General features: G+C 66.9%; 22 protein-coding genes. All 22 read left to right on the top strand.

What is annotated here, in order from left to right; genetic code table 11:
* The first annotated feature begins 97 nt into the window (after positions 1–97).
* Entirely contained in the window at positions 98–1099 is a 1002-nt protein-coding gene (locus tag EDL96_RS11875; RefSeq protein WP_123826422.1) for an IS481 family transposase, read from the top strand.
* Between the two features lie 177 nt (positions 1100–1276).
* Positions 1277–2473: a zinc-dependent alcohol dehydrogenase gene (locus EDL96_RS11880; protein ID WP_123826424.1), complete on the top strand. Its 1197-nt coding sequence runs from the start codon at positions 1277–1279 to the stop codon at positions 2471–2473.
* A gap of 202 nt (positions 2474–2675) precedes the next feature.
* Positions 2676–3983: an ammonium transporter gene (locus EDL96_RS11885; protein ID WP_123826514.1), complete on the top strand. Its 1308-nt coding sequence runs from the start codon at positions 2676–2678 to the stop codon at positions 3981–3983.
* Between the two features lie 94 nt (positions 3984–4077).
* Positions 4078–4416, top strand: coding sequence for a P-II family nitrogen regulator (locus EDL96_RS11890; protein ID WP_123826426.1), 339 nt, complete (start codon positions 4078–4080; stop codon positions 4414–4416).
* Positions 4417–4603: 187 nt separating this feature from the next.
* Positions 4604–5266 (top strand): GtrA family protein, encoded by a 663-nt coding sequence (locus EDL96_RS11895; RefSeq protein ID WP_123826428.1) that lies wholly within the window; start codon positions 4604–4606, stop codon positions 5264–5266.
* 220 nt (positions 5267–5486) lie between these two features.
* Positions 5487–7109 carry a signal recognition particle protein gene (gene ffh / locus EDL96_RS11900; RefSeq protein ID WP_123826430.1) on the top strand — a complete coding sequence of 541 codons (1623 nt, stop codon included), beginning with the start codon at positions 5487–5489 and terminating at the stop codon, positions 7107–7109.
* A gap of 58 nt (positions 7110–7167) precedes the next feature.
* The gene (locus tag EDL96_RS11905; protein ID WP_123826432.1) at positions 7168–7650 is read left to right on the top strand and encodes an NUDIX domain-containing protein; all 483 of its coding nucleotides are present in this window, start codon (positions 7168–7170) and stop codon (positions 7648–7650) included.
* A gap of 35 nt (positions 7651–7685) precedes the next feature.
* Positions 7686–9065, top strand: a complete 1380-nt coding sequence (locus tag EDL96_RS11910) for a hypothetical protein (RefSeq protein ID WP_123826434.1) — start codon at positions 7686–7688, stop codon at positions 9063–9065.
* 69 nt (positions 9066–9134) lie between these two features.
* Positions 9135–10526 carry a sensor histidine kinase gene (locus tag EDL96_RS11915; RefSeq protein WP_123826436.1) on the top strand — a complete coding sequence of 464 codons (1392 nt, stop codon included), beginning with the start codon at positions 9135–9137 and terminating at the stop codon, positions 10524–10526.
* Between the two features lie 2 nt (positions 10527–10528).
* Entirely contained in the window at positions 10529–11323 is a 795-nt protein-coding gene (locus tag EDL96_RS11920) for a response regulator transcription factor (protein WP_123826438.1), read from the top strand.
* 207 nt (positions 11324–11530) lie between these two features.
* Entirely contained in the window at positions 11531–12562 is a 1032-nt protein-coding gene (locus EDL96_RS11925) for an ABC transporter ATP-binding protein (RefSeq protein ID WP_233568872.1), read from the top strand.
* On the top strand, positions 12559–13725 hold the full coding sequence (locus EDL96_RS11930) for an ABC transporter permease (RefSeq protein ID WP_123826440.1): 1167 nt from the start codon (positions 12559–12561) through the stop codon (positions 13723–13725). Before EDL96_RS11925 ends, EDL96_RS11930 begins: the two co-directional genes overlap by 4 nt.
* 212 nt (positions 13726–13937) lie before the next feature.
* Positions 13938–14396, top strand: coding sequence for a 30S ribosomal protein S16 (rpsP, locus tag EDL96_RS11935; protein WP_123826442.1), 459 nt, complete (start codon positions 13938–13940; stop codon positions 14394–14396).
* A gap of 2 nt (positions 14397–14398) precedes the next feature.
* A complete protein-coding gene (locus EDL96_RS11940) occupies positions 14399–14641 on the top strand; it encodes an RNA-binding protein (RefSeq protein ID WP_123826516.1) in 243 nt (80 codons plus the stop codon).
* Between the two features lie 203 nt (positions 14642–14844).
* Positions 14845–15459 (top strand): ribosome maturation factor RimM, encoded by a 615-nt coding sequence (gene rimM, locus EDL96_RS11945; RefSeq protein ID WP_123826444.1) that lies wholly within the window; start codon positions 14845–14847, stop codon positions 15457–15459.
* On the top strand, positions 15459–16337 hold the full coding sequence (trmD, locus tag EDL96_RS11950; protein ID WP_123826517.1) for a tRNA (guanosine(37)-N1)-methyltransferase TrmD: 879 nt from the start codon (positions 15459–15461) through the stop codon (positions 16335–16337). Before rimM ends, trmD begins: the two co-directional genes overlap by 1 nt.
* A 267-nt stretch (positions 16338–16604) precedes the next feature.
* Positions 16605–16964 carry a 50S ribosomal protein L19 gene (rplS, locus tag EDL96_RS11955; RefSeq protein WP_123826446.1) on the top strand — a complete coding sequence of 120 codons (360 nt, stop codon included), beginning with the start codon at positions 16605–16607 and terminating at the stop codon, positions 16962–16964.
* Positions 16965–17008: 44 nt separating this feature from the next.
* Positions 17009–17740, top strand: coding sequence for a signal peptidase I (lepB, locus tag EDL96_RS11960; RefSeq protein WP_325049559.1), 732 nt, complete (start codon positions 17009–17011; stop codon positions 17738–17740).
* Positions 17741–17812: 72 nt separating this feature from the next.
* Entirely contained in the window at positions 17813–18610 is a 798-nt protein-coding gene (gene lepB / locus EDL96_RS11965; RefSeq protein WP_123826448.1) for a signal peptidase I, read from the top strand.
* A complete protein-coding gene (gene lepB, locus EDL96_RS11970) occupies positions 18607–19452 on the top strand; it encodes a signal peptidase I (RefSeq protein WP_123826450.1) in 846 nt (281 codons plus the stop codon). The genes lepB (EDL96_RS11965) and lepB (EDL96_RS11970) overlap by 4 nt, the downstream gene beginning before the upstream one ends.
* A complete protein-coding gene (locus EDL96_RS11975; protein ID WP_233568873.1) occupies positions 19449–20144 on the top strand; it encodes a ribonuclease HII in 696 nt (231 codons plus the stop codon). The genes lepB (EDL96_RS11970) and EDL96_RS11975 overlap by 4 nt, the downstream gene beginning before the upstream one ends.
* Before the next feature lie 116 nt (positions 20145–20260).
* Positions 20261–20701: a YraN family protein gene (locus EDL96_RS11980; protein ID WP_123826452.1), complete on the top strand. Its 441-nt coding sequence runs from the start codon at positions 20261–20263 to the stop codon at positions 20699–20701.
* Positions 20702–20827 lie beyond the last annotated feature (126 nt).

Below are 20827 nucleotides of genomic sequence, written 5' to 3' on the forward strand. Positions count from 1 at the left end.
TGTACTTCCCCGGCAGGTTGTGAACACGCGGGGTAGATGAAGGCCTCCGGGCAAGATGTGGGTTACCACACTCAACATCTTCACCACGGAGGCCTTCGTGACTCACGCTAACGCACCTTTGACGCCCGAGGGACGTCGTCGCCTCGCTATCCTCGTCGTGAAGCAGGGGTGGCCGTTACGCCGAGCAGCCGAACGCTTCCAGTGCTCCCCGGCTACAGCGAAGCGATGGGCGGACCGGTACCGCGCTGGGGAAGCACTCACCGACCGCGGTTCACGACCACGCACGTGCCCGAACCGACTGCCGCACAAGACGGAGCGCAGGATCATCGCGTTACGGTTCACCCGCCGCTGGGGTCCGCACCGAATTGCGTATCACCTGCACCTGCACCGCTCTACGGTGGGGAGGGTTCTGGCCCGGTTCCGGATGCCGAAGCTGGTCAACATCGACCAGACCACCGGGCTACCGGTTCGAAAGCCGAAACCAGTGCGCTACGAAGTCGCCTCACCGGGCCAGCTGGTGCACGTGGATATCAAGAAGCAAGGCCGTATTCCTGACGGCGGTGGTTGGCGGGTCCACGGTCGAGGCTCCGCCCAGGACCGTGCCGCCGGCGTCGTGCGGGATAGAGCCAACCGACACGGAGCAGCGGGCTCACGTGGCTACCGGTATCTCCACCATGCGGTGGATGACCACTCGCGGGTCGCATACTCCGAGCTCCTCGACGATGAACGCAAGGAGACTGCGGCGGCGTTCTGGAGAAGGGCCGAAGCGTTCTTCGCCAGCCTCGGAGTGAGCGTGACGGCAGTGATGACGGACAACGGTGCCTGCTACCGTTCCCATGCCTTCGCTGAGGCACTGGGTGAGGACATCAAGCACCGATGGACGAAACCCTACAGGCCGCAGACCAACGGCAAGGTTGAGCGGTTCAACCGGACGCTGGCCGCTGAATGGGCCTACGCGCAGCCCTACACCAGTGAGGCCGAACGAGAAGCCGCCTACACGCGGTGGCTCAAGCACTACAATCACCACAGACCCCACACCGGCATCGGCGGCCAAACACCCTCACAACGCGTTCACAACGTCACGGGGAAGTACAACTAGGCCGCCCCTGCACCAAGACACAGACGGCACCAGAACATCGACGGCACCAGAAGATCGCGCAGTTCGAGGATCCGGCATCTCGCGGAGCACCGCAGTGAAAGCACCCACGTGACAAAATCATAAGTAACCTGATTGTATGGTCCTGGGCCCGAGGTCCGGTCTCAGGAAGGGCAGATCATGAAGGCAGTCACCTGGCAGGGAAAGCGCACGGTCAGTGTCGAGGAGGTGCCGGATCCCCAGATCGTGGAACACACCGATGCGGTCGTACGCGTCACCTCCACCGCCATCTGCGGATCGGATCTCCACCTCTACGAGGTACTCAGTCCCTACATGACCCCCGGGGACGTGGTCGGGCACGAACCCATGGGAATCGTGGAAGAGGTCGGGGCGGGGGTCACACACGTGGTGCCCGGAGATCGCGTGGTGGTCCCGTTCAACATTGCCTGCGGGCACTGCTGGATGTGTCGCCGTGGGCTGCAGTCCCAGTGTGAGACCACCCAGGTCACCGAATCCGGTTGTGGAGCGGCGCTACTGGGCTATTCCAAGCTCTACGGTCAGGTCCCGGGCGGGCAGGCTGAGTACCTCCGTGTACCTCACGCCGACCACGGGCTGATCAAGATCGGGCACCAGCTTCCCGACGAACGGTATCTGTTCCTCAGCGACATCCTTCCGACCGCGTGGCAGGCCGTGCAGCATGCCGGGGTGGGCGAAGGTCAGTCCGTCGCGGTCGTCGGCCTCGGCCCAGTCGGTCAGTTCGCCGCTCGGATCGCCCGGCACCTGGGCGCGCGCGTGTACGGCATCGAGCCCCTGCGGGAGCGCCGGGACATGGCAGCGCGCCACGGCGTCGAGGTCATGGCTCCCGACGACGAAGCCCTGGCGACCATTCGAGAGGCCACCGAAGGTCGAGGCCCGGACGCCGTCGTTGACGCGGTCGGAATGGAGGCTCACGGCAATCCGGTGGCGGCTGGCGCCCAGCACGTTGTCGGAATTCTGCCGGACGTCTTGGGGCGCAAACTGATGTCGACGGTCGGCAGCGACCGCCTCTCCGCACTGCACACCTCGATCGACCTGGTGCGCCGCGGTGGAACCGTGTCCCTCAGCGGAGTGTACGGAGGGGCCGCCAGCCCCATGCCGCTGCTGCGGATGTTCGACAAGCAGCTGACCCTGCGCATGGGCCAGTGCAACGTCAGGTCCTGGACCGACGACCTGCTGCCGCTGGTCGAGGACCCCGCGGATCCACTGGGCGTGCAGGACCTGGTCACCCACCGACTGCCCCTGGAACAGGCCCCGGCCGCCTACGAGATGTTCCAGAAGAAGACCGATGGCTGCATCAAGGTCGTCCTGGACCCGACCGCGACCGACCGGGCGAACTAGCCGCTCCGCCCACCGTCGCGAGGCCGTCACACGGTCGAAATCTGGTTGTCACATCCCCGGTGCTGGTGAAACACGTGGGCAACACACACCGCCCGCGCCCGAAACACCGGTCCCGTTGACTGTTTCCCACGTGGAATTCGTATCCGTAGGAGACCCGCCCCGTTGTATGGACGGGGCGTGAAGGGAGACGAGCGTGGACGAGATCACGCTGACAGCAGCAGACGTCTGGACGGTGGTGGCATCCGCCCTGGTCCTGTTCATGACGCCGGGCCTGGCACTGTTCTACGGCGGCATGACCCGGGCAAAAGCCGTCCTGAACATGATGCTCATGAGCTTCATCTCGATCGGTCTGGTGACCGTGGTGTGGGTCCTGTGGGCCTACTCGATGTCCGGAGGTGACGCCATCCTGGGTGGTCTGGTGGGGGACCCCACCGCCGACTTCGGGTTGAACAACCTGATCGGTAGCGGCGACCTGCTGGGTGCGGCCTTCGGCGCCACCTTCGCGATCATCACCGTGGCACTGATCTCCGGGGCGATCGCCGACCGCGCCAAGTTCGGGGCCTGGGCGGTGTTCGTCCCGATCTGGGCAACCCTGGTGTATGCGCCCCTGGCGTTCATGGTCTGGGGCGGTGGTCTGCTGACCGAGGACGGTGCGATCGGCTCCCGCTTCGGTGAAGCCATCGACTTCGCGGGCGGGCTGGTGGTCCACATCAACGCCGGTGTGGCGGCCGTGATCCTCATCCTGATCGTGGGGGCCCGCAAGGGCTTCGGAAGTGATCCCAACCAGCGTCCGCACAACCTCCCGCTGGTCATGCTGGGTGCGGCGATCCTGTGGTTCGGCTGGTTCGGCTTCAACGTCGGTGCCGCGTCCTCGCCGGAACAGGCGGGCCTGATCCTGGTCAACACCATGGCGGCACCCTCCGCCGCGATGCTGGGCTGGTTGCTCACGGAACGCCTGCGTGACGGTCACGCGACCTCCCTGGGCGGAGCCTCCGGCGTCGTCGCCGGGCTGGTGGCCATCACCCCGGCCTGCGCCAACGTGTCCCCGGTGTGGGCCATGGTCCTGGGTTTCGTCTCCGGCATCTGTTCGGCGATCGCTGTGGGACTCAAGTACCGGCTCAAGATGGACGACTCCCTGGACGTCATCGGCGTTCACCTGGTCTCCGGCCTGATCGGCACGGTGGCCCTGGGGTTCATCGCGCTGCCGTCCGAGGGCACCGCGGGCCTGTTCTACGGCGGGGGCTTCGGACTGCTCGGTACGCAGGTGCTCGCCGTCGTGGTCTCCGTGCTCTACTGCGCGGTGCTCACCACTGTCATCGCCGTGGTCATCGACAAGACCATCGGCTTCCGTATCTCGGAGGACGACGAGATCCAGGGCGTCGACGTGACCACCCACGCCGAATCCGGGTACAACCTGGCCGGTGACGCCTCGGGCTCCTTCCTGCCGCGCACCACCATGGGCGCCAGCCTGCGGGTGCCGCAGGGAGCAGCCGACGACGGCGCACGCTGAGGCCCGCACCAGACCCCACAGGTCATCACCTCCCGGGCACGGTCGGACGGACCCGGCCCCGGGCAGAGACAACGTCCTCGAGAAAGGCACAGCGATGAAGCTCATCACGGCGATCATTCGACCCGAGAAATTCCCGACGATCAAGACGGCCTTGGAGCAGTACGGCATCCAGGGGATGACCGTCCAGAACGTCCACGGTTACGGCCAGCAGCGCGGGCACACGGAGGTGTACCGAGGCGCGGAGTACACGGTCGACCTGTTGGAGAAGATCAGGATCGAGATCCTGGTCGACGACGCTCAGGAACACGACGTGGTCGGCGTGTTGGTCGCCGCGGCCAACACGGCACGGGCGGGAGACGGGAAGGTCTGGGTCATGGCCGTGGACCAGGTGGTCCGTGTCCGTACCGGTGAACGGGACGAAACCGCCATCTGAACTCCACCACGGAGTTGTCAAGATCACGGAAACCACCCGTAGGACAGCGTGCTTTGTATCTAAACTTGGGGTCATCCGGACTGTCGTCACCCCCGATGGACCAGGCCGGACCAGGTACGGGACAGGGCCCCGCACGGTGAAGATGCCGGGCCGAACACGGGAGAAACGGGTCCGGAACGTGACACACATGGCGCAACGCACGGCTCGGGTGCGCGAGAAGTACAACCGGCAGTTGCGCTTTCTGGCGGTCGGCGGGGCCTGCTTCGCCCTCACCGTCGCGCTGAACTTCGTCTTGAAATGGACGGTGCTCAGCGACAAACCCACCACGGCCATGATCGTGGCCACCACGGTTGCAAGTGTCGTGTCTTACCTGCTCAACAAGACCTGGACCTTCGACCAGCAGGGCAAGCACCATTCCGTCTTGGAGATGTTTCTGTTCGCGGTCGTGTGTGGGGTGGGGATTCTGCTCAACAGCGCTCCCGTGTACGTGTCCCGTTACGTCCTGGGACTGGAAGCACCGACGCACAGTTTTCTGGTCCAGGAAGTCGCCGACTTCGTCGCCGGGCCCGTGATCGGCACGGCGATTGCCATGGTCTTTCGCTGGTGGGCCATGGATCGCTTCGTCTTTCCCAAGGTCCGGAAAGTCGTGACCGGCGTGCCTGTCGGGCAAGCCTCCGACGGACAGTCTGGGGATGCGCCTGAACGTGTGGCCACCGTGATCACCCTCAACACGGGGGAGATCCACCTTCCGGGCGGCACGGACCGAACCATGGGCGGGCCGATCACGGAGTCCGCCATGCCTGCCACGCGGCAGTCCCGGAACGACGACGGCGAACGCCTCTCCGCCTGAGCGGCCCTGCCCGGCTGGCGTCGGTCTGCCGGGGAGCGGCGTGACCGCGGCCCCGATCTGATCGGCATCAACCCGGCACGCACTGCGGGCGTCCCGTGTCCGCCCGTGACTGAACTCGGCTTCCCGCTCCGGCCCGGTCCCCGGGACGTCACCCAGGGTTGTTAGTCTTGTGCACCGGTTACATCCGCCGCACTCCACGTACCGCAACAGCGAGGACTCCGTGTTCAACTCCCTCTCCGATCGCCTCACAGCCACGTTCAAGAACCTGCGGGGCAAGGGCAAGCTCAGCGAGGCGGACGTTGACGCCACGGTGCGCGAGATCCGTCGCGCGCTGCTCGATGCCGACGTCGCCGTGCCCGTGGTCCGTGAATTCACGGCCGCCGTCAAGGAACGCGCGCTGGGCGCGGAGGTCAACGAGGCCCTCAACCCTGCCCAGCAGATCGTCAAGATCGTCAACAGCCAGCTCCAGGAGATCCTGGGTGGCGAGACCCGCCGCATCAGGATGGCCAAGAACGGCCCCACGATCATCATGCTCGCAGGCCTGCAGGGCGCGGGTAAGACCACGCTGGCCGGCAAACTCGGCTACTGGCTCAAGTCCCAGGGACACCGTCCCTTGCTCGTGGCCTCCGACCTGCAACGCCCCAACGCCGTGACCCAGCTCCAGGTGGTCGGCGACCGGGCCGGTGTGCCCGTATGGGCCCCGCACCCCGGAACCACCTCCGAGTTCGACGACCCCACGGGTGACCCCGTGCAGGTGGCCCGCGACGGTGTGGCCCACGCGCGAGCCAAGCTCTTCGACGTCGTCATCGTGGACACCGCGGGTCGTTTGGGCGTGGACCAGGCCCTCATGGCCCAGGCCCGGGACATCCGCGACGCCGTGGACCCGCAGGAAGTCTTGTTCGTGATCGACGCGATGATCGGTCAGGACGCCGTGCAGACCGCCCAGGCCTTCAACGAGGGTGTGGACTTCACGGGCGTCGTACTCTCCAAGCTGGACGGCGACGCCCGTGGCGGTGCCGCGCTGTCCGTCGCCTCGGTGACCGGCAAGCCCATCATGTTCGCCTCCACGGGCGAAGGCGTGAAGGACTTCGAACAGTTCCATCCGGACCGCATGGCCAGCCGCATCCTGGACATGGGCGACGTTCTGACCCTGATCGAACAGGCCGAGCAGAACTGGGACCGGGCAGAGGCCCAGAAGATGGCCCAGAAGTTCGCCGATCAGGAGGACTTCACGTTCGAGGACTTCCTGGCCCAGATGCAGCAGCTCAAGAAGATGGGCTCCATGAAGAAGCTGCTCGGCATGATGCCGGGCATGGCCGGGATGCGCGAGCAGATCGAGGCCTTCGACGAGTCCTCGATCGGACGGATCGAAGCGATCATCCAGTCGATGACCCCGCATGAGCGCGTGGCCCCCAAGATCCTCAACGGGTCGCGGCGTGCCCGTATCGCCAAGGGCTCCGGGGCGACCGTCTCCGAGGTCAATCAGCTCATGGAACGCTTCATGCAGGCCCAGAAGATGATGAAGAAGATGGCCCAGGGCAAGGGAATGCCCGGAATGCCGGGGATGCCCGGCATGGGTGCCGGTGGCGGTGGCGCGGCCGGTATGCCAGGGATGGGCGGCATGCCCGCGATGCCCGGTGCCGCCGGGGCCAAGGGCAAGAGCAAGAATGCCAAGGGCAAGAAGAAGGGCTCCCGGTCCGGCAACCCCGCCAAGCGTGCGCAGGAGAACGCTGCCGCCGCGACCAGGCAGAAGGCCGCCACGGGCTCTGCCTTCGGCGCTGCCCAGGAACAGCAGCCCGACCTCAAGGACCTCCCCAAGGGATTCGAGAAGTTCCTCAAGTAGTAGGTTCCGTCAGGTTCGGGTCCGTGGACCCGCAACGAGGAAAGTTGGTTGACCGTCCATGAGCTCTCACCTCCCCGACGACGAACTGCGCGCCTTCATCGCGACCCTGCCGACCCGGCGCCTGGCGTCGGCGGCGATCATCCGGGATGAGTCGGGGCGCGTGTTGGTCGTCGAACCCAACTACAAGGACGGGTGGACCCTGCCCGGTGGCACCACGGAAGCGGGGGAGGACCCGCGAACAGGTTGCTTCCGGGAGGTGCTCGAGGAGGTCGGCCTCCAGCTGCCGGCAGGTCGACTCCTGTTGATTGCCCACGGAGTCAACCAGGGCATGTGGGGCGATTCCGTGTCCTTCCTCTACGACGGCGGCCAGATCCCTTCCAACACCAAGATCACGGTCCAGGAAGAGGAGTTGTTGGGCTACGCGTGGGTGGCACCGGAGGATCTGGACGGCTACGTGTCGCCCCGGGTCGCGGATCGACTGCGCACCGCGATCGGCTGTATCGCTGATGGCACAACAGCCGAGGTCGGCCCGCTGCACTGAGCCGTGTCACAGGACTCGCGAGTACGATGTCCCGCATGACCACGCCTACTTCGGGTTCGACCGACGGGCCGGACCGTACCCCGCAGCAAGGTCCCGGGCAGGACTTCACCCCTCCGAATCAACCGGTGGGCCACGGTCTTTCCGGCTGGTCACTCGTTCCTTTGGCGGTGCGGATCGACGGCGTCCAGCCCTACAGCCAGCCCGGGGATCCGCAGGTCAAGGACCCCTCTCAGCCCGCCGAGTTGGTGCCGACGGCCCGCGGCATCCGGACCGTCCTGGATCACCACCGTGCCGTGGCGGCCTGCGCCGAAGGCCCTTCCTACCTCCAGGTCGCGGTGCTTGTCGACGACGACGGCCGTACGGCCACCGTGGCCGAGGACGGCAGTGTGGTGCCCGGGGACGCCGTCGAAGAACTCGTAGCCACCGTGCACCGCATGACCGGTCAACGGCTCGAGGCTGTTCACCCACAGTTGCGCCGTGCCCTGGTGATCAACCTTGACGCCCCGGACCTCCCGCTGCTGGCCGCCACTGCCAAAGTCGGGTTCCGGGCCGTGTCCCGTGACGGCTGGTCGATCGTGGTTCCGGACGACGAGAACGCCTGGTGGCTCCTGCGCACGGGACTCATGGAGGTCGGTGTGGCGCTGTCTTCCGACGGTGCCGCGCGCTCGCTGGAGGTGCTCCTGGGTGACGTGGACCCGGCCGGCCACACCGAGCTGATCGACACCGACGCGGTGTGCGGGCTGTCCTGGGGACCCCGGTGGCAGGCCGTATCCGACGACGACGCGACCACCGCCGCGGGGCAGTTGACCCGTGAGGTCGTGGGTATCTGTGATGCAGACACCAGCCGCGTGCAGATCGAATCCGTGGCCTCCGTGTTCGACCTGGATCCTGTGGACACCAAACGTCTGGCCAATTACGTCGACGGCCCATCGACTCCGCTCGTCCTCGAATCGGTCCTCCAGTTGCTGGGCCTGCCCGCCCTGGCGGCCAAGATCGTGGAGGGCGCCCGGGATCTTGAGGAGATCGAGGGCATGACCCGGGTGGAACCGGGAACCGTCCGCGATGCATTGCTCAAGGCGTTCACGGAGAGCCCCACCGCCGAGGGCGTCGTTCCGGCGGTCCACCGGGCGCTGCTGCGGCGCCCGGAGCTCCTGCTGGCCATGGCGGGCTTGGAACTGGCCGCCGGCACGGGACTGGCCGCGCTCGCCCGCCGTGGTGGGCAGGTTGCGCCCGCCTTGGGGGCACTCTCCGCGCTGGCCTTCACGGACGCTGCAAGTACGACCGCGTGGTACACGGCCGCGAGACGTCGCAAGAACCGCCGCGGGCAGAACCGGAAGACCCCACGGGACCAGCGGCCGGGCGGTTCGACATCGGGTGAGCCAGGGTCAGAGGACCCTTCCCTGACCGAGAACTGACGGCACCGCCAGGGACAGTTCCCCCTCGCGGCGGATCCCAGGGAGTCGCTCGCGGGTTACCGTGAACGCGTGACCACGCCTACCCAGACGATGCTCCCTGACCCGCCGAGCCGAGGTGGGTCACGCAGGTTCGCACCGCACGGCGGTTGGTCACAGGTGTTCGGCGATCCCGCTCACCCCGACTGGGAACGCCCGAACCCCGGCCCCCAAGGCTACCGGCGTGATGCCGTGGGTGCGGTTGCGTTGACCGTCGTGGCACTGTTCTCCCTGGCGCTGATCGAAAGCTTCAACGGAACGGATCTGGACACCGGTCGGTGGCGTGGGTACGCCGTCGTCGCCGCCGTGACACTCCCGCTGGCATGGAGACGCCGATACCCAATCGTGGTGTTGGCCTTCACCACGGTGGCCTTCGTGTGGGGCACCTACCTCTCTATGATGGCCACCGCCCAGCTGGTCACCCAGGTGGCCTACTTCGCGTCGGTCTACGCGGCGGTTGCCTGGACCCGGTCGCGACAGGTCACGGCCATCGCCGTTGCCATGTTGGCCGTGTCCATGACCGTGTGGTTCACGATCGACCTGACGGTCTCGTCCAGTTTCCGAGACTTCGTCGATCAGTTCGACAGCCAGGACGGGCCGTTCAACCCCGTGACGGCCTACGCGGTGTTCTCGATCATCAACAATCTGGGCTTTTTCGGCGGTGCCGTGTACGCGGGGCGTGCTTCCTGGCGCGCGGCGCTGCGGCGGCACCAACTGCGTGAACAGGCCGAGAAGATCGCCGACCAGTCGGCGCAGCTGGCTCGCCGCGCCGTCGTGGAGGAACGTCTGCGCATCGCTCGTGAGTTGCACGACGTCGTGGCGCACCACGTCTCGGCGATCGGCATTCAGGCCGGGGCGGCCCGCAAGATCCTGCCCCGCAACCCGCAGGCGGCCGAGCAGGCTTTGCGCATGGTCGAGGAGTCCAGCCGGCAGGCCGTGGCGGAGACCCGTCAGCTTCTGGGGGTGCTCCGCGAGGAGGAACACGAGCCGTCTGCCTTCAGCCTGCACACCACCGGTGAGCTACCTGCCCTTGTCCAGGAGTACGCCGATCGCGGTCTGTCCGTCACGCTGACCACCGCGATCGACGACGACGTGGAACCGGGCAGCCTGTCACCCGCCCTGGGGTTGTCCGTGTACCGGTGTGTTCAGGAGTCCCTGGCCAATGTCCTGCGGCATTCGACCGGACGCGACGTCACGGTCACCTTGCGCAGCGTCGAGGAGCTCAGCCGACCCGCGCTGGAACTGGAAGTCCTTGACCGCGGCCGGCCCCGTGACGGCACCTCCGGTACCGGGTACGGCCTGGTGGGCCTGCGGGAGCGAGTTGATTTCCACGGAGGCACCTGCGAGATCGGGCCGCGACGGCCCGGCCCCGGGTGGAGGGTCCGCGCTCGCTTCCCCTTGACGACGCGCGTGGGAGGATCCTGACCATGGTTTCCGTCTTGCTGGCCGACGATCATGCCCTGGTGCGATCGGGTTTCGCCATGGTGCTTTCCGTTGCCGAGGACCTCCACGTGGTGGGTCAAGCCGCCAACGGCCAGGAGGCCGTCGATCTGGTGACCACCGGTGACGTGGACGTCGTGCTGATGGACGTCCAAATGCCCGTGATGGACGGCATCGAGGCCACCCGACGCATCGTCGAGGCCGGCGGAACCAAGGTCATCATCCTGACCACCTTCGACCGTGACGACTACTTGTTCGCCGCACTCCGGGCCGGGGCCAGCGGGTTCCTGCTGAAGAACGCAGATCCGGACGACCTGATCGCCGCTGTGCACGCGGTGGCGGACGGGCATGCCCTCCTGGCCCCCGAGGCGACACTCAAGGTCATACGGCAACTGACCGACCACAATGCGCATCCCCCGGCACCGGCAGGTCAGGCACCGGGTGGTCATGCCCCGGGTGGTCAGGCCCCGACCGCGGAGCAACCGCGGGAGACCGACCCCGACGGTTCGGCCGTTCCCGCGGCGGCCACTGTCGAGCCGACGACCAGCGCAGGTTTGGACGCGGAGGACCAGCGCATGATCGATACGTTGACACACCGCGAATCCGAGGTCCTGACCCTCATGGCACAGGGAATGTCCAATGCCGAGATTGCGCAGAAGCTGTTCCTCGGCTCGGCCACGATCAAGACCCATGTGTCCAACCTGCTGGCCAAGACGGGGAGCCGGGACCGGGTACAGGCCGTGGTCTTCGCCTACCGGACCGGACTCGTGCGAGGGGTCTGAGGCCTGACCGAGAAAGCGGCCGGGAATCCGCCCTGCGATGGACTTGACGGACCTGTACGCCCTGCGCCTCGTTGATTGAGCGTCACGTTCACCCTTGCGGGGGATTCTTCGAACGATGCGTATTCCTAGGCTGGAGGCCACCGCACGGCAGTCGCAGGCCCGACGTCCCCGGGCAGCGCACGCCGTATTCAGCATCGAGGAGACAAGATGACGACGGACTCGTCGCACCGAGACCCGGAGACGCCGAACCGCCCCGAGAGCACCCGCCCCGAGACCGCCGGGGAGATGGCACCCGGAGGCTCTGGAGGCGGACAGTGGCGACGAGCCTCGACCACCTTCGGCCGGCCGGTCCACGGGCATCGGCTCGAGGTACGGGACCTCACCCGTCGCTTCGGTGACACGACGGTGGTGGACCGTGTGAGTTTCACCGTGGAGCCGGGTCACATGACCGGGTTCATCGGGGCGAACGGTGCGGGCAAGACCACCACGATGCGCATGATGATGGGGGTTCTCAGGACCACCTCCGGAGAGGTCCTCTGGGACGGGGACGCCATCACCGCGCAGGACCGTGTCAGATTCGGGTACATGCCCGAAGAACGCGGGCTCTACCCCAAACAGGGGATCCTCGATCAATTGGGCTACCTGGGTCAGTTGCGTGGGATGTCCCGACAGGCCGCGCTGGCCGAGGCCCAACGACTCCTGCACCACTTCAACCTGGGGGACCGCGTCAAGGACAAGTTGGAGACCCTGTCCCTGGGTAATCAGCAGCGCGTCCAGGTCGCCGCCGCCCTCCTGCATCAACCGCAGGCGCTCGTGCTCGACGAACCGTTCTCCGGACTGGACCCCACGGCCGTCGACTCCATGGTTGACCTACTGCGTGAGTACACGGCACGGGGAGTCCCGGTGCTCTTCTCGTCCCACCAGCTGGATCTGGTCGACAGGTTGTGCGACGCCATGGTGATTCTCCACGACGGCCGGGTCCTGGCGTCCGGGACCGCCGAGCAACTGCGGGCCACGCAGCCCAAGCGGCACCGATTGACCTGCTCGGCCGACGTCGGGTGGGTCCGGGACGTCCCTGGTGTCAGCGTCGAGGACCTCGAGGGGTGCTCGGCCGTCGTCACGCTCGATGACGACAGTGTCCGATCCGATCTGCTGCGCAGGGCGGTTGACCGAGGTCTGCTGGAGTTCACCGACCTGGCACCGTCCCTGTCCGACATCTACCGCGAGGTGACCCGATGAGCACCCGGACCCAAGCTGCCTGGCGCACCGTGCTGACCCGAGAGATCGCCGTCAAGGTCCGCGACAAGACGTTCGTCATCTCCACGCTGTCCACCATGGTGATCATCGCGGCCATGATTGCGTTCAACGCGTTCATGGCAGATCGGACCACGGAGCACGACCTTGCCACCAGCGGTCCGTTGGCGGCCGAGGCGGTCGAGCAGGCCGACGCCGCCATGGGGGACAAGACCACGGTCACGGGACGCGAGGTGCAACCCGTGGAGGCCGAGGACCTGGTCCGTGACGAGGAGGTGGACGCGGCGCTCATTCATGACGGCGACTCGTGGTCCCTCGTGGCCGACACAGAGATCGAGTCGGACCTGGAGACGGCGATCGAACAGGCCGTCTCCCAAGTGACCGTTGCGGACAACGCCGGGGACCACGGCACCACCGTGGAGCAGCTGAACAAGGGGTCGGCGCTGGAAACCACGTTCCTCAGTGCCGGCGAGGACCGAGGTCTGGCCACGTACCTGCTCCGGTTCGCTTTCGCCTTCCTGTTCTACATGGCGGCCCTGATTTTCGGGATGGCGATCGCCAACTCCGTATTGGAGGAGAAGCAGAATCGAGTGGTCGAGATCCTCGCCACGGCCATCCCCATCCGAGAGCTGCTGTACGGCAAAGTGCTGGGGAACTGTCTGGTGGCCTTCGCCCAGATCGGGCTCTACGCCGCAGTTGGGCTGTTGACCGCGAACATTCTGGACGTCACCGGGGAGTTCGGCTGGGCGCTGTCGGCCTCCGGGTGGTTCATCGCGTTCTTCGTCGTCGGCTTCGGCGCGCAGGCCTCGATCTGGGCGGTCCTGGGATCCTTGGCATCTCGCTCCGAGGACCTGCAGTCCAACACGACCGTGATCACCACCGTCCTGGTGGTCGCCATGTTCGCCGGACTGTTCGCCCAAGGACCGTGGCTGGTCGTGGCTTCCTACGTTCCGATCCTCTCCTCGATCGCCATGCCCGCCCGCGTCCTCCAGGAGCAAGCGATGATCTGGGAGCCCTTCGCAGCACTCGTGGTGTGCCTGGTCTCCGGGTGGCTCATGCTGCGGCTGGGAGAAAAGGTGTACCAGCGGGCTGTGTTCCAGGGCGGGCGGGCCCTCACCTGGCGCCAGGCCCTCAAGCTCGAGGACTAGCAGCCTGATCCGCACCCCCACGTGATCTCTCCGACACCGGGGACGCGGATCCTGCGCCAAATTGACATCTCTGGCACAATGGCCGGGTACTCGATGCGTGCGGACCCTCTCTCCGCACGTACTTCGTGTCCACAGGGACATCGTGAACGGCCCGCCCCACGGGAGCGTGACCGATGCCCCGACACACCAAAGAACCAGGAGAGATTGCACCAGTGGCAGTCAAGATTCGTCTCAAGCGCATGGGCAAGATGCGCGATCCCCGTTACCGCGTCGTCGTCGTCGACTCCCGCAAGAAGCGCGACGGTCGTGTGATCGAGGAAGTCGGTATTTACCACCCGACGGAGAACCCGTCCTACATCAGCGTGGTTTCCGAGCGCGTGCAGTACTGGCTCGGCGTCGGCGCGCAGCCGTCCGAGGCCGTTGCCGCGATCCTCAAGATCACCGGTGACCTGCAGAAGTTCAAGGGCGAGGCCGGTGCCGAAGGCACGCTGAAGTCCCCCGAGGCCAAGGAAGAGTTCGTGGCCCCGGACAAGGGCTCGGTCATCCTGCCCGAGGCCATCACCCCCAAGGCCGAAGAGGCCGCGGAGGAGCCCTCCGAGGAGGCCGTCAAGGCCGACGCCGCCGCTGAGGAAACCACCGAAGCTGCGGACGACGCCGAGAAGGCCGAGTGACCATGCTCGCTGACGCGTTGGAGCACCTGGTCCGCGGCATCGTCGACAATCCCAACGACGTCGACGTCCGGGTCAAGAACGGCCGCCGGGGCGAGACCCTGGAAGTCCGGGTCCACCCGGACGACCTGGGGCGCGTGATCGGCCGCCAGGGGCGCACGGCAAAGTCCCTGCGCACCGTGGTCACCGCGCTGGCCGACAACGAGCCGGTGCGGGTCGACGTGATCGACACCGACCGCCAACGCTGACGCGAGCCGTCTTCCTCGCTGATCGCGAGTTCCGTGGCCCCCGCACCCGCCCAGGGTGCGGGGGCCACGTTCCGTTCCAGATGGCCCGCGACGGAGTTCGACCGGCCCACGCCGACCCGCGGCGGGCCGTCCGGTACGTTTTTTCCAGGTCCCACCGCTTGTCCACCCAGTTCTCAACCAGTTCTCAACCCAGGGAGTCCCTGATGCAGGTCAAAGTCGCCCGGATCGGCAAGCCCCACGGCATCCGCGGGGAAGTGACCGTCCAGTTGTTCACGGACGACCCTGACACCCGCTTCGCACCCGGCGCCCGTCTCACCGTGCAGACGGCCACGGCGGAGGGTGCCGCCGTCGTCCCCTCCGGGGAGCTGGAAGTCTCCAAGGCACGGTGGAACAAGCAGATCCTGGTGGTGGGATTCACCGCGGTCACCGACCGCAACGCCGCGGAGGCTTTGCGGGGCAGCCAGTTGTTCGTGGACGGCGAGTCCGAGGACGACGGCGACGACGCCTGGTACGAACACGAGCTCTTGGACATGGAGGTCCTGGTACCGGGTGAAGGTCGGCGAATCGGCGTGGTCACGGGGCTGCGCACCATGCCGCACCAGGACCTTCTGCAGGTGGCCCTGGACGCGGACGGGCGTGAAGTGGACGTGCCGTTCGTCCAGGAGATCGTCGCCGAGATCGACGAGGACGCACGGACCGTCCTGGTGACCCCGCCGCCGGGACTGCTCGAACTGGGGCTGGAGGATCCCGACGAGGCCGGACCCGGTGCGGAATCGGCGACGGAGCCGAACCCCGGGACGGGCGGTGCCCAGGCGTGATGCGGCTGGACGTCGTCAGCATTTTTCCCGAGTACCTGGCCGCCCTCGACCTGTCCCTGATCGGCAAGGCGCGGCGCGACGGGCTGCTCGAGCTCACCGTGACGGACCTGCGCAACTACGCGACCGACCGGCACCGTACCGTGGACGACACCCCCTACGGCGGGGGAGCGGGCATGGTCATGAAGCCGGAACCGTGGGCACTGGCACTCCAGGACGTCTTGGACCGGGGCGCCGCGGACGGGCACACGGGCGGTGCCGAGGAACCGACCTCTCCCGCCGTGAATCAGCGCCCGGTGCTGATCGTGCCCTCACCCGCGGGGCAGGTCTTCACTCAGGAGGTGGCTCGCGAACTCTCGGAACGCGAGCACCTGGTCTTCGCCTGCGGACGGTACGAAGGGATCGACGAGCGCGTCATCGAGTGGGCCCGTGAGTCCTTCGAGGTCCGCCCGATGTCCCTGGGGGATTACGTGCTCAACGGGGGTGAGGTGGCCGTCCTTGCCATGGTCGAGGCCATCGGTCGACTGGTCCCGGGAGTGATCGGCAACCCCGAGTCGTTGGTCGAGGAATCGCATTCCGACGGCCTGCTCGAGTACCCCGTCTACACCAAGCCGGCGTCCTGGCGGGACCGGGAGATCCCGGAGGTCCTCCTGTCGGGTCACCACGGGCGGATCGCACGGTGGCGCCGTGACGAGCAACTGCGCCGCACCGCTCGGCGTCGGCCCGACCTCATCGAGGACCTTGATCCGGCGTTGTTGGACAAGCAGGACCGGGACGTTCTCCGGCAGGAGGGCTGGCAGGTCAACGACGACGGTGCCGTGACCCCTCCGGTGCTCGAACGGCCTCCCGGCTGCTTCCCTCCGGAACCGGAAGCGTCGTAACCCAGTTCACGCTCCCGGCGCCGAACGAGACTGTCGTGCGGCGTCGTGAATGTGGCATAATCGTGCGTTGCGTGTGTGCTGGGCACGCCCTCGCCGCAGGGGGAAGAGCGACCACACAGCACACACCCCGTCAGGTCCCGAAGGGACCGGCGGGTGACTGACTTTGCGGCAGCCAACCACCACCGGCCCGGTGCTCACCGGGCGGAGTGCTTCGGTGTGCCGTATGACCCACGTGGACGGCCTGCGGCGTTCACCAGGAGAAACAAGATGACGAACATTCTCGACCAGATCGATGCCAAGTCCCTGCGCGACGACATCCCCGAGTTCCGCCCGGGCGACACCCTCAACGTGCACGTGAACATCGTTGAAGGCAACCGCTCCCGTGTGCAGGTCTTCAAGGGCTTCGTCGTCGGCCGCCAGGGTGACGGCGTCCGCGAGACCTTCACCGTCCGCAAGGTGTCCTTCGGCGTGGGCGTGGAGCGTACTTTCCCGGTGCACTCCCCGGTCATCGAGAAGATCGAGGTCCTGACCCGCGGTGACGTCCGCCGCGCCAAGCTGTACTACATGCGCGATCGTCACGGAAAGGCCGCTCGTATCCGAGAGAAGCGCGGCACCGAGGGCAAGTGACCCCAAGGGCTCGGCGGTGACGCCGTTCCCGGTTCACCACCGCCTTGCTCGAGCACTCACCTCACGAGAACCCGGTCGCAGATCCTGCTGCGGCCGGGTTCTCGGCGTCCGAGCAGGGTTCCCCCTCCGGCGACCGGCCGGTTGAGTCCGTCCGCGACGCGTTGACCCGTTGGACCCACGGGTGGCGGTTGGTCACCCTGGCCGTTGCCTTCGCCCTGCTCCTGGTGCTTGGTCTGCGGATGTGGGTGGTCGATGTCTACTACGTCGGCTCCACGTCCATGCAGCCCACCGTGGAACCCGGGGACCGGCTGCTGGTCACCAAGACCCTGGACCCGGATGAGCTCGATCGCGGGCAACTGGTCGTCTTCGACGGGCGCGGCTCCTTCGCCCCGCTCGACGAGGACCCGCCCCTGGTCAACGCCGCACAGCAGGTCGGTACTTGGCTGGGACTGCGCCCCAGTGAGGACGTCTTCGTCAAGCGAGTCATCGGCATCCCCGGTGACACCGTGTCCTGTTGCAACGACGACGGCCGCGTGCTGGTCAATGGCGAACCCCTGGACGAGCCCTACCTCTACCCGGGCGACTCACCCAGTGACACGAAGTTCGACGTCGTCGTGCCGGAAGGCCGTGTGTGGCTCCTGGGAGACCATCGTTCCGTGTCCGTGGACTCTCGATCCCTCCTGGGCGCCCCGGGCGGTGGACTGGTCCGGGCGGATAGAGTCATCGGTGAGCCGACCGCTGTACTGTGGCCTCTCGGGCGCACAGACCCGCTGTAGCGCCCGACCAACAGTCCAAGGCGTGCCCGGAGCGGCCGCCGTCCCCGTCCGACGTTTCCGGAAGGACCTCTCGTGAGCGAGAACCCCACCGCTTCCCATGGGGAGACCCCCGATTCCCCGATCAACGGCCGTTCCGACGGCACCGCCCCAGAGGCCGAGCAGACCCGCCGGGGATCGAAGGACCGGAAGCCGGGTACCGAGAAGGAGTCCAGCGGGGGGATCCTCAAGGAAATCCTGATCACCGTCGTCGTGGTGTTGGTGATCTCCTTCCTGGTCAAGACCTTCCTGTTCCGGATCTTCTTCATCCCCTCCGGTTCCATGGAGAACACGCTGCAGCTCGACGACAAGATCGGGGTCAACGTTGCCCAGTCCTGGTACGGCGACCTGGAACGGGGCGACGTCGCGGTCTTCGAGGACACCCAGGGGTGGATGCCTTCCACGGGCGCCCAGACCAGCCCCGTGCGCCGCGGTCTGGAGTTCGTGGGCCTGGCTCCGGACACCACGACCAACTATCTGATCAAGCGTGTCATCGGCGTGGGCGGGGACACCGTGGCCTGCTGCGACGCCGACGGACGGGTGACCGTCAACGGTGTGGCACTCGAGGAGCCGTACCTCTATGAAGGTGACGCCGCCTCCGAGATTCCCTTCGAGGTCACCGTGCCGGAGGGCGAGTACTTCATGATGGGCGACCACCGTTCGGCCTCGGGGGACTCGCGTTACCACATCGAACAGGGCACAGAATTCATCCGTGACGAGGACATCGTGGGCAAGGCCGCCGCGATCGTCTGGCCGATCGATCGCTGGGAGGGTGTTTCCAGCCAGGACGACACCTTCGCCCGCATCGAGAAAGAGTCCGGGAGCACCCAGTGACTTTCCGCGGTTCGGAGCCCCCGGCGTGGGTGCCCGAACGCTGGGAAGACCTCGGTGACGCGCCGAGCGTCCGTGCCGACGGCGTGCCGATGTATCGACGTCGGCCGAGAGGCCGAACCGATGAACCAGACCTGCCCCCGGGCCGACCGGGACGGGTGGTCACGGTTCTGCGCGAAATCGCCGTGGTTCTGGTGTGGGGACTGTTCATCGCGTTCGTCGCCAAGCACCTACTGGTTCGCGGGTTCGTCATTCCGTCCGATGCGATGGAGCCGACCTTGATGACGGGCGACCGCGTGTTCGTCAATGTCCTGGACTCGACGCTGCGCAGCGCCGATCGCGGCGACGTCATCGTCTTCGAAGACACCCAGGGATGGCTGCCGCCCGCGGACGAACCCGCCTCCGTCGGTGACTGGGTGGTGGACGGGCTGGCCTTTCTCGGCGTGACCGTCGATGACTCGGACAACCACGTGGTCAAACGCGTCATCGGCGTCGGTGGCGACCGTGTCACGTGCTGTGATGCGCGGGGGAGGATCGTGGTCAACGACGTCGCCCTCAACGAAACAGGTGTGTATCTGTCCGATTCCGAAGCGCCGTCAGACATCGCCTTCGACGTGATCGTTCCCGAGAACCACTACTTCGTGCTCGGGGACCGGCGTTCCTCGTCCGGGGACTCCCGCTTCTACCTGCCGGAGGAGAAGGCCTTCGTGAGCAAGGATGACGTGGTGGGGACCGCGTTCGTGGTGACCCTGCCGGTCTCGCGGATGGGCCCCTTGGGGGACCAACACGCGGTGTTCGACGAGGTCCCGGACAGAACCGACACCTCCGGAGGCGGCTGGTGGTGAGTGTCCCACCGACCTCGGACACGGAGCATCGTCTGCTGGCCGAGGGTGCTGTCCGAGTGGCGGGGATGGACGAGGTCGGCCGCGGTGCACTGGCGGGCCCCGTGACCGTAGGGGTTGCCGTCATGGACGCCGACGTGGGACTCGCGCCGTCGAGGTTGCGTGACTCCAAGCTGCTGCGACCAGCCGTCCGGACGGAGTTGGTCCCGGAGCTCAGGGAGTGGGCCGTGAGCCTCACGACGGGGTCGGCCACTCCGCAGGAGATCGACGCGCTCGGAATCATCGGTGCCCTTCGGCTTGCAGGTTGCCGGGCCCTGGCCGCAATTGCACCCGAGGCTTGGCCCGACGTCGTCCTGTTGGACGGGGTGCACGACTGGCTCACGACGCCGGACACGGACCTCCTGAGCGGGCTGCCGGGCGACCCGGCACTGACAGCGGGTGCAGCTCCGGTCTGGGACGGTCCCATTCGCACGATTGTGAAGGGTGACCTGACGTGTGCGTCCATTGCCGCAGCGTCCGTGGTCGCCAAGGTGGAACGCGACGACGTCATGGCGCAGTTGGCCGCGGAGCACCCGGCCTACGGGTGGGAACGCAACAAGGGCTACGGGTCCGCTCAGCACCGTGACGCCCTGGTGCGGCTCGGGGCCTCGGAGCAGCATCGGCGTTCCTGGAACCTGGGTGTGCCCACCCGCTGAGAGAGCTCTGCGGGTGCGGGAGGGGTTTTCCACAAGACCCGCTCCTGTGCCGGCCGAACTGCGGTGCGCGGTGATGCTGGGAATCAAAACCAGCCCCGCCGACGTGAGGACCTCACGTGCCAGAGAACCCCACCGGCCACGGATCCTTCCCTGACCGGGATCCCCGTCAAACTCTCGGCCGCGCCGGGGAACGTTGGGCCGCCCAGTACCTGCAGTGCCGCGGCGCGCGGGTACTGGCGACCAACTGGCGTGCCAGGCTCTCCGAGCACGGTGTGAAGGGTGAACTGGACCTGGTGGTGCTGATCGGAGACACGCTGGTCGGTGTGGAGGTCAAGACCCGCAGCGGGACGGGGTTCGGTCACCCTCTGGACTCGATCACCCCGGTGAAACTACGACGACTGCACCGCCTGTTGGCGGCCTGGGCCCGTGAACAGGGGGAGCAGACTCGCCCGCGGCGGGTGGACGCGGTGGCAGTGCTCGTGACACGTCCGGCCGGCGGTGCCGGGCACTCTGCTGCGACGGTGCGGCTGCACCACCGTCCGGGGTTGATCGAGTGATCGTGGCTGCCGGGTGCGTGCCCTGGAAACAGTGCCTCCGCGCAAATGTGGCTCCACAGGTGGACTTCCTGTCCGGCGTCCTGGTGTTCTGCTGGGTCGAGATCAAAGGCACCTCGGCGATGGGCT

This window comes from Kocuria soli, from assembly GCF_003797835.1.
In the GTDB taxonomy this organism is placed as follows: Bacteria; Actinomycetota; Actinomycetes; order Actinomycetales; family Micrococcaceae; genus Kocuria; species Kocuria soli.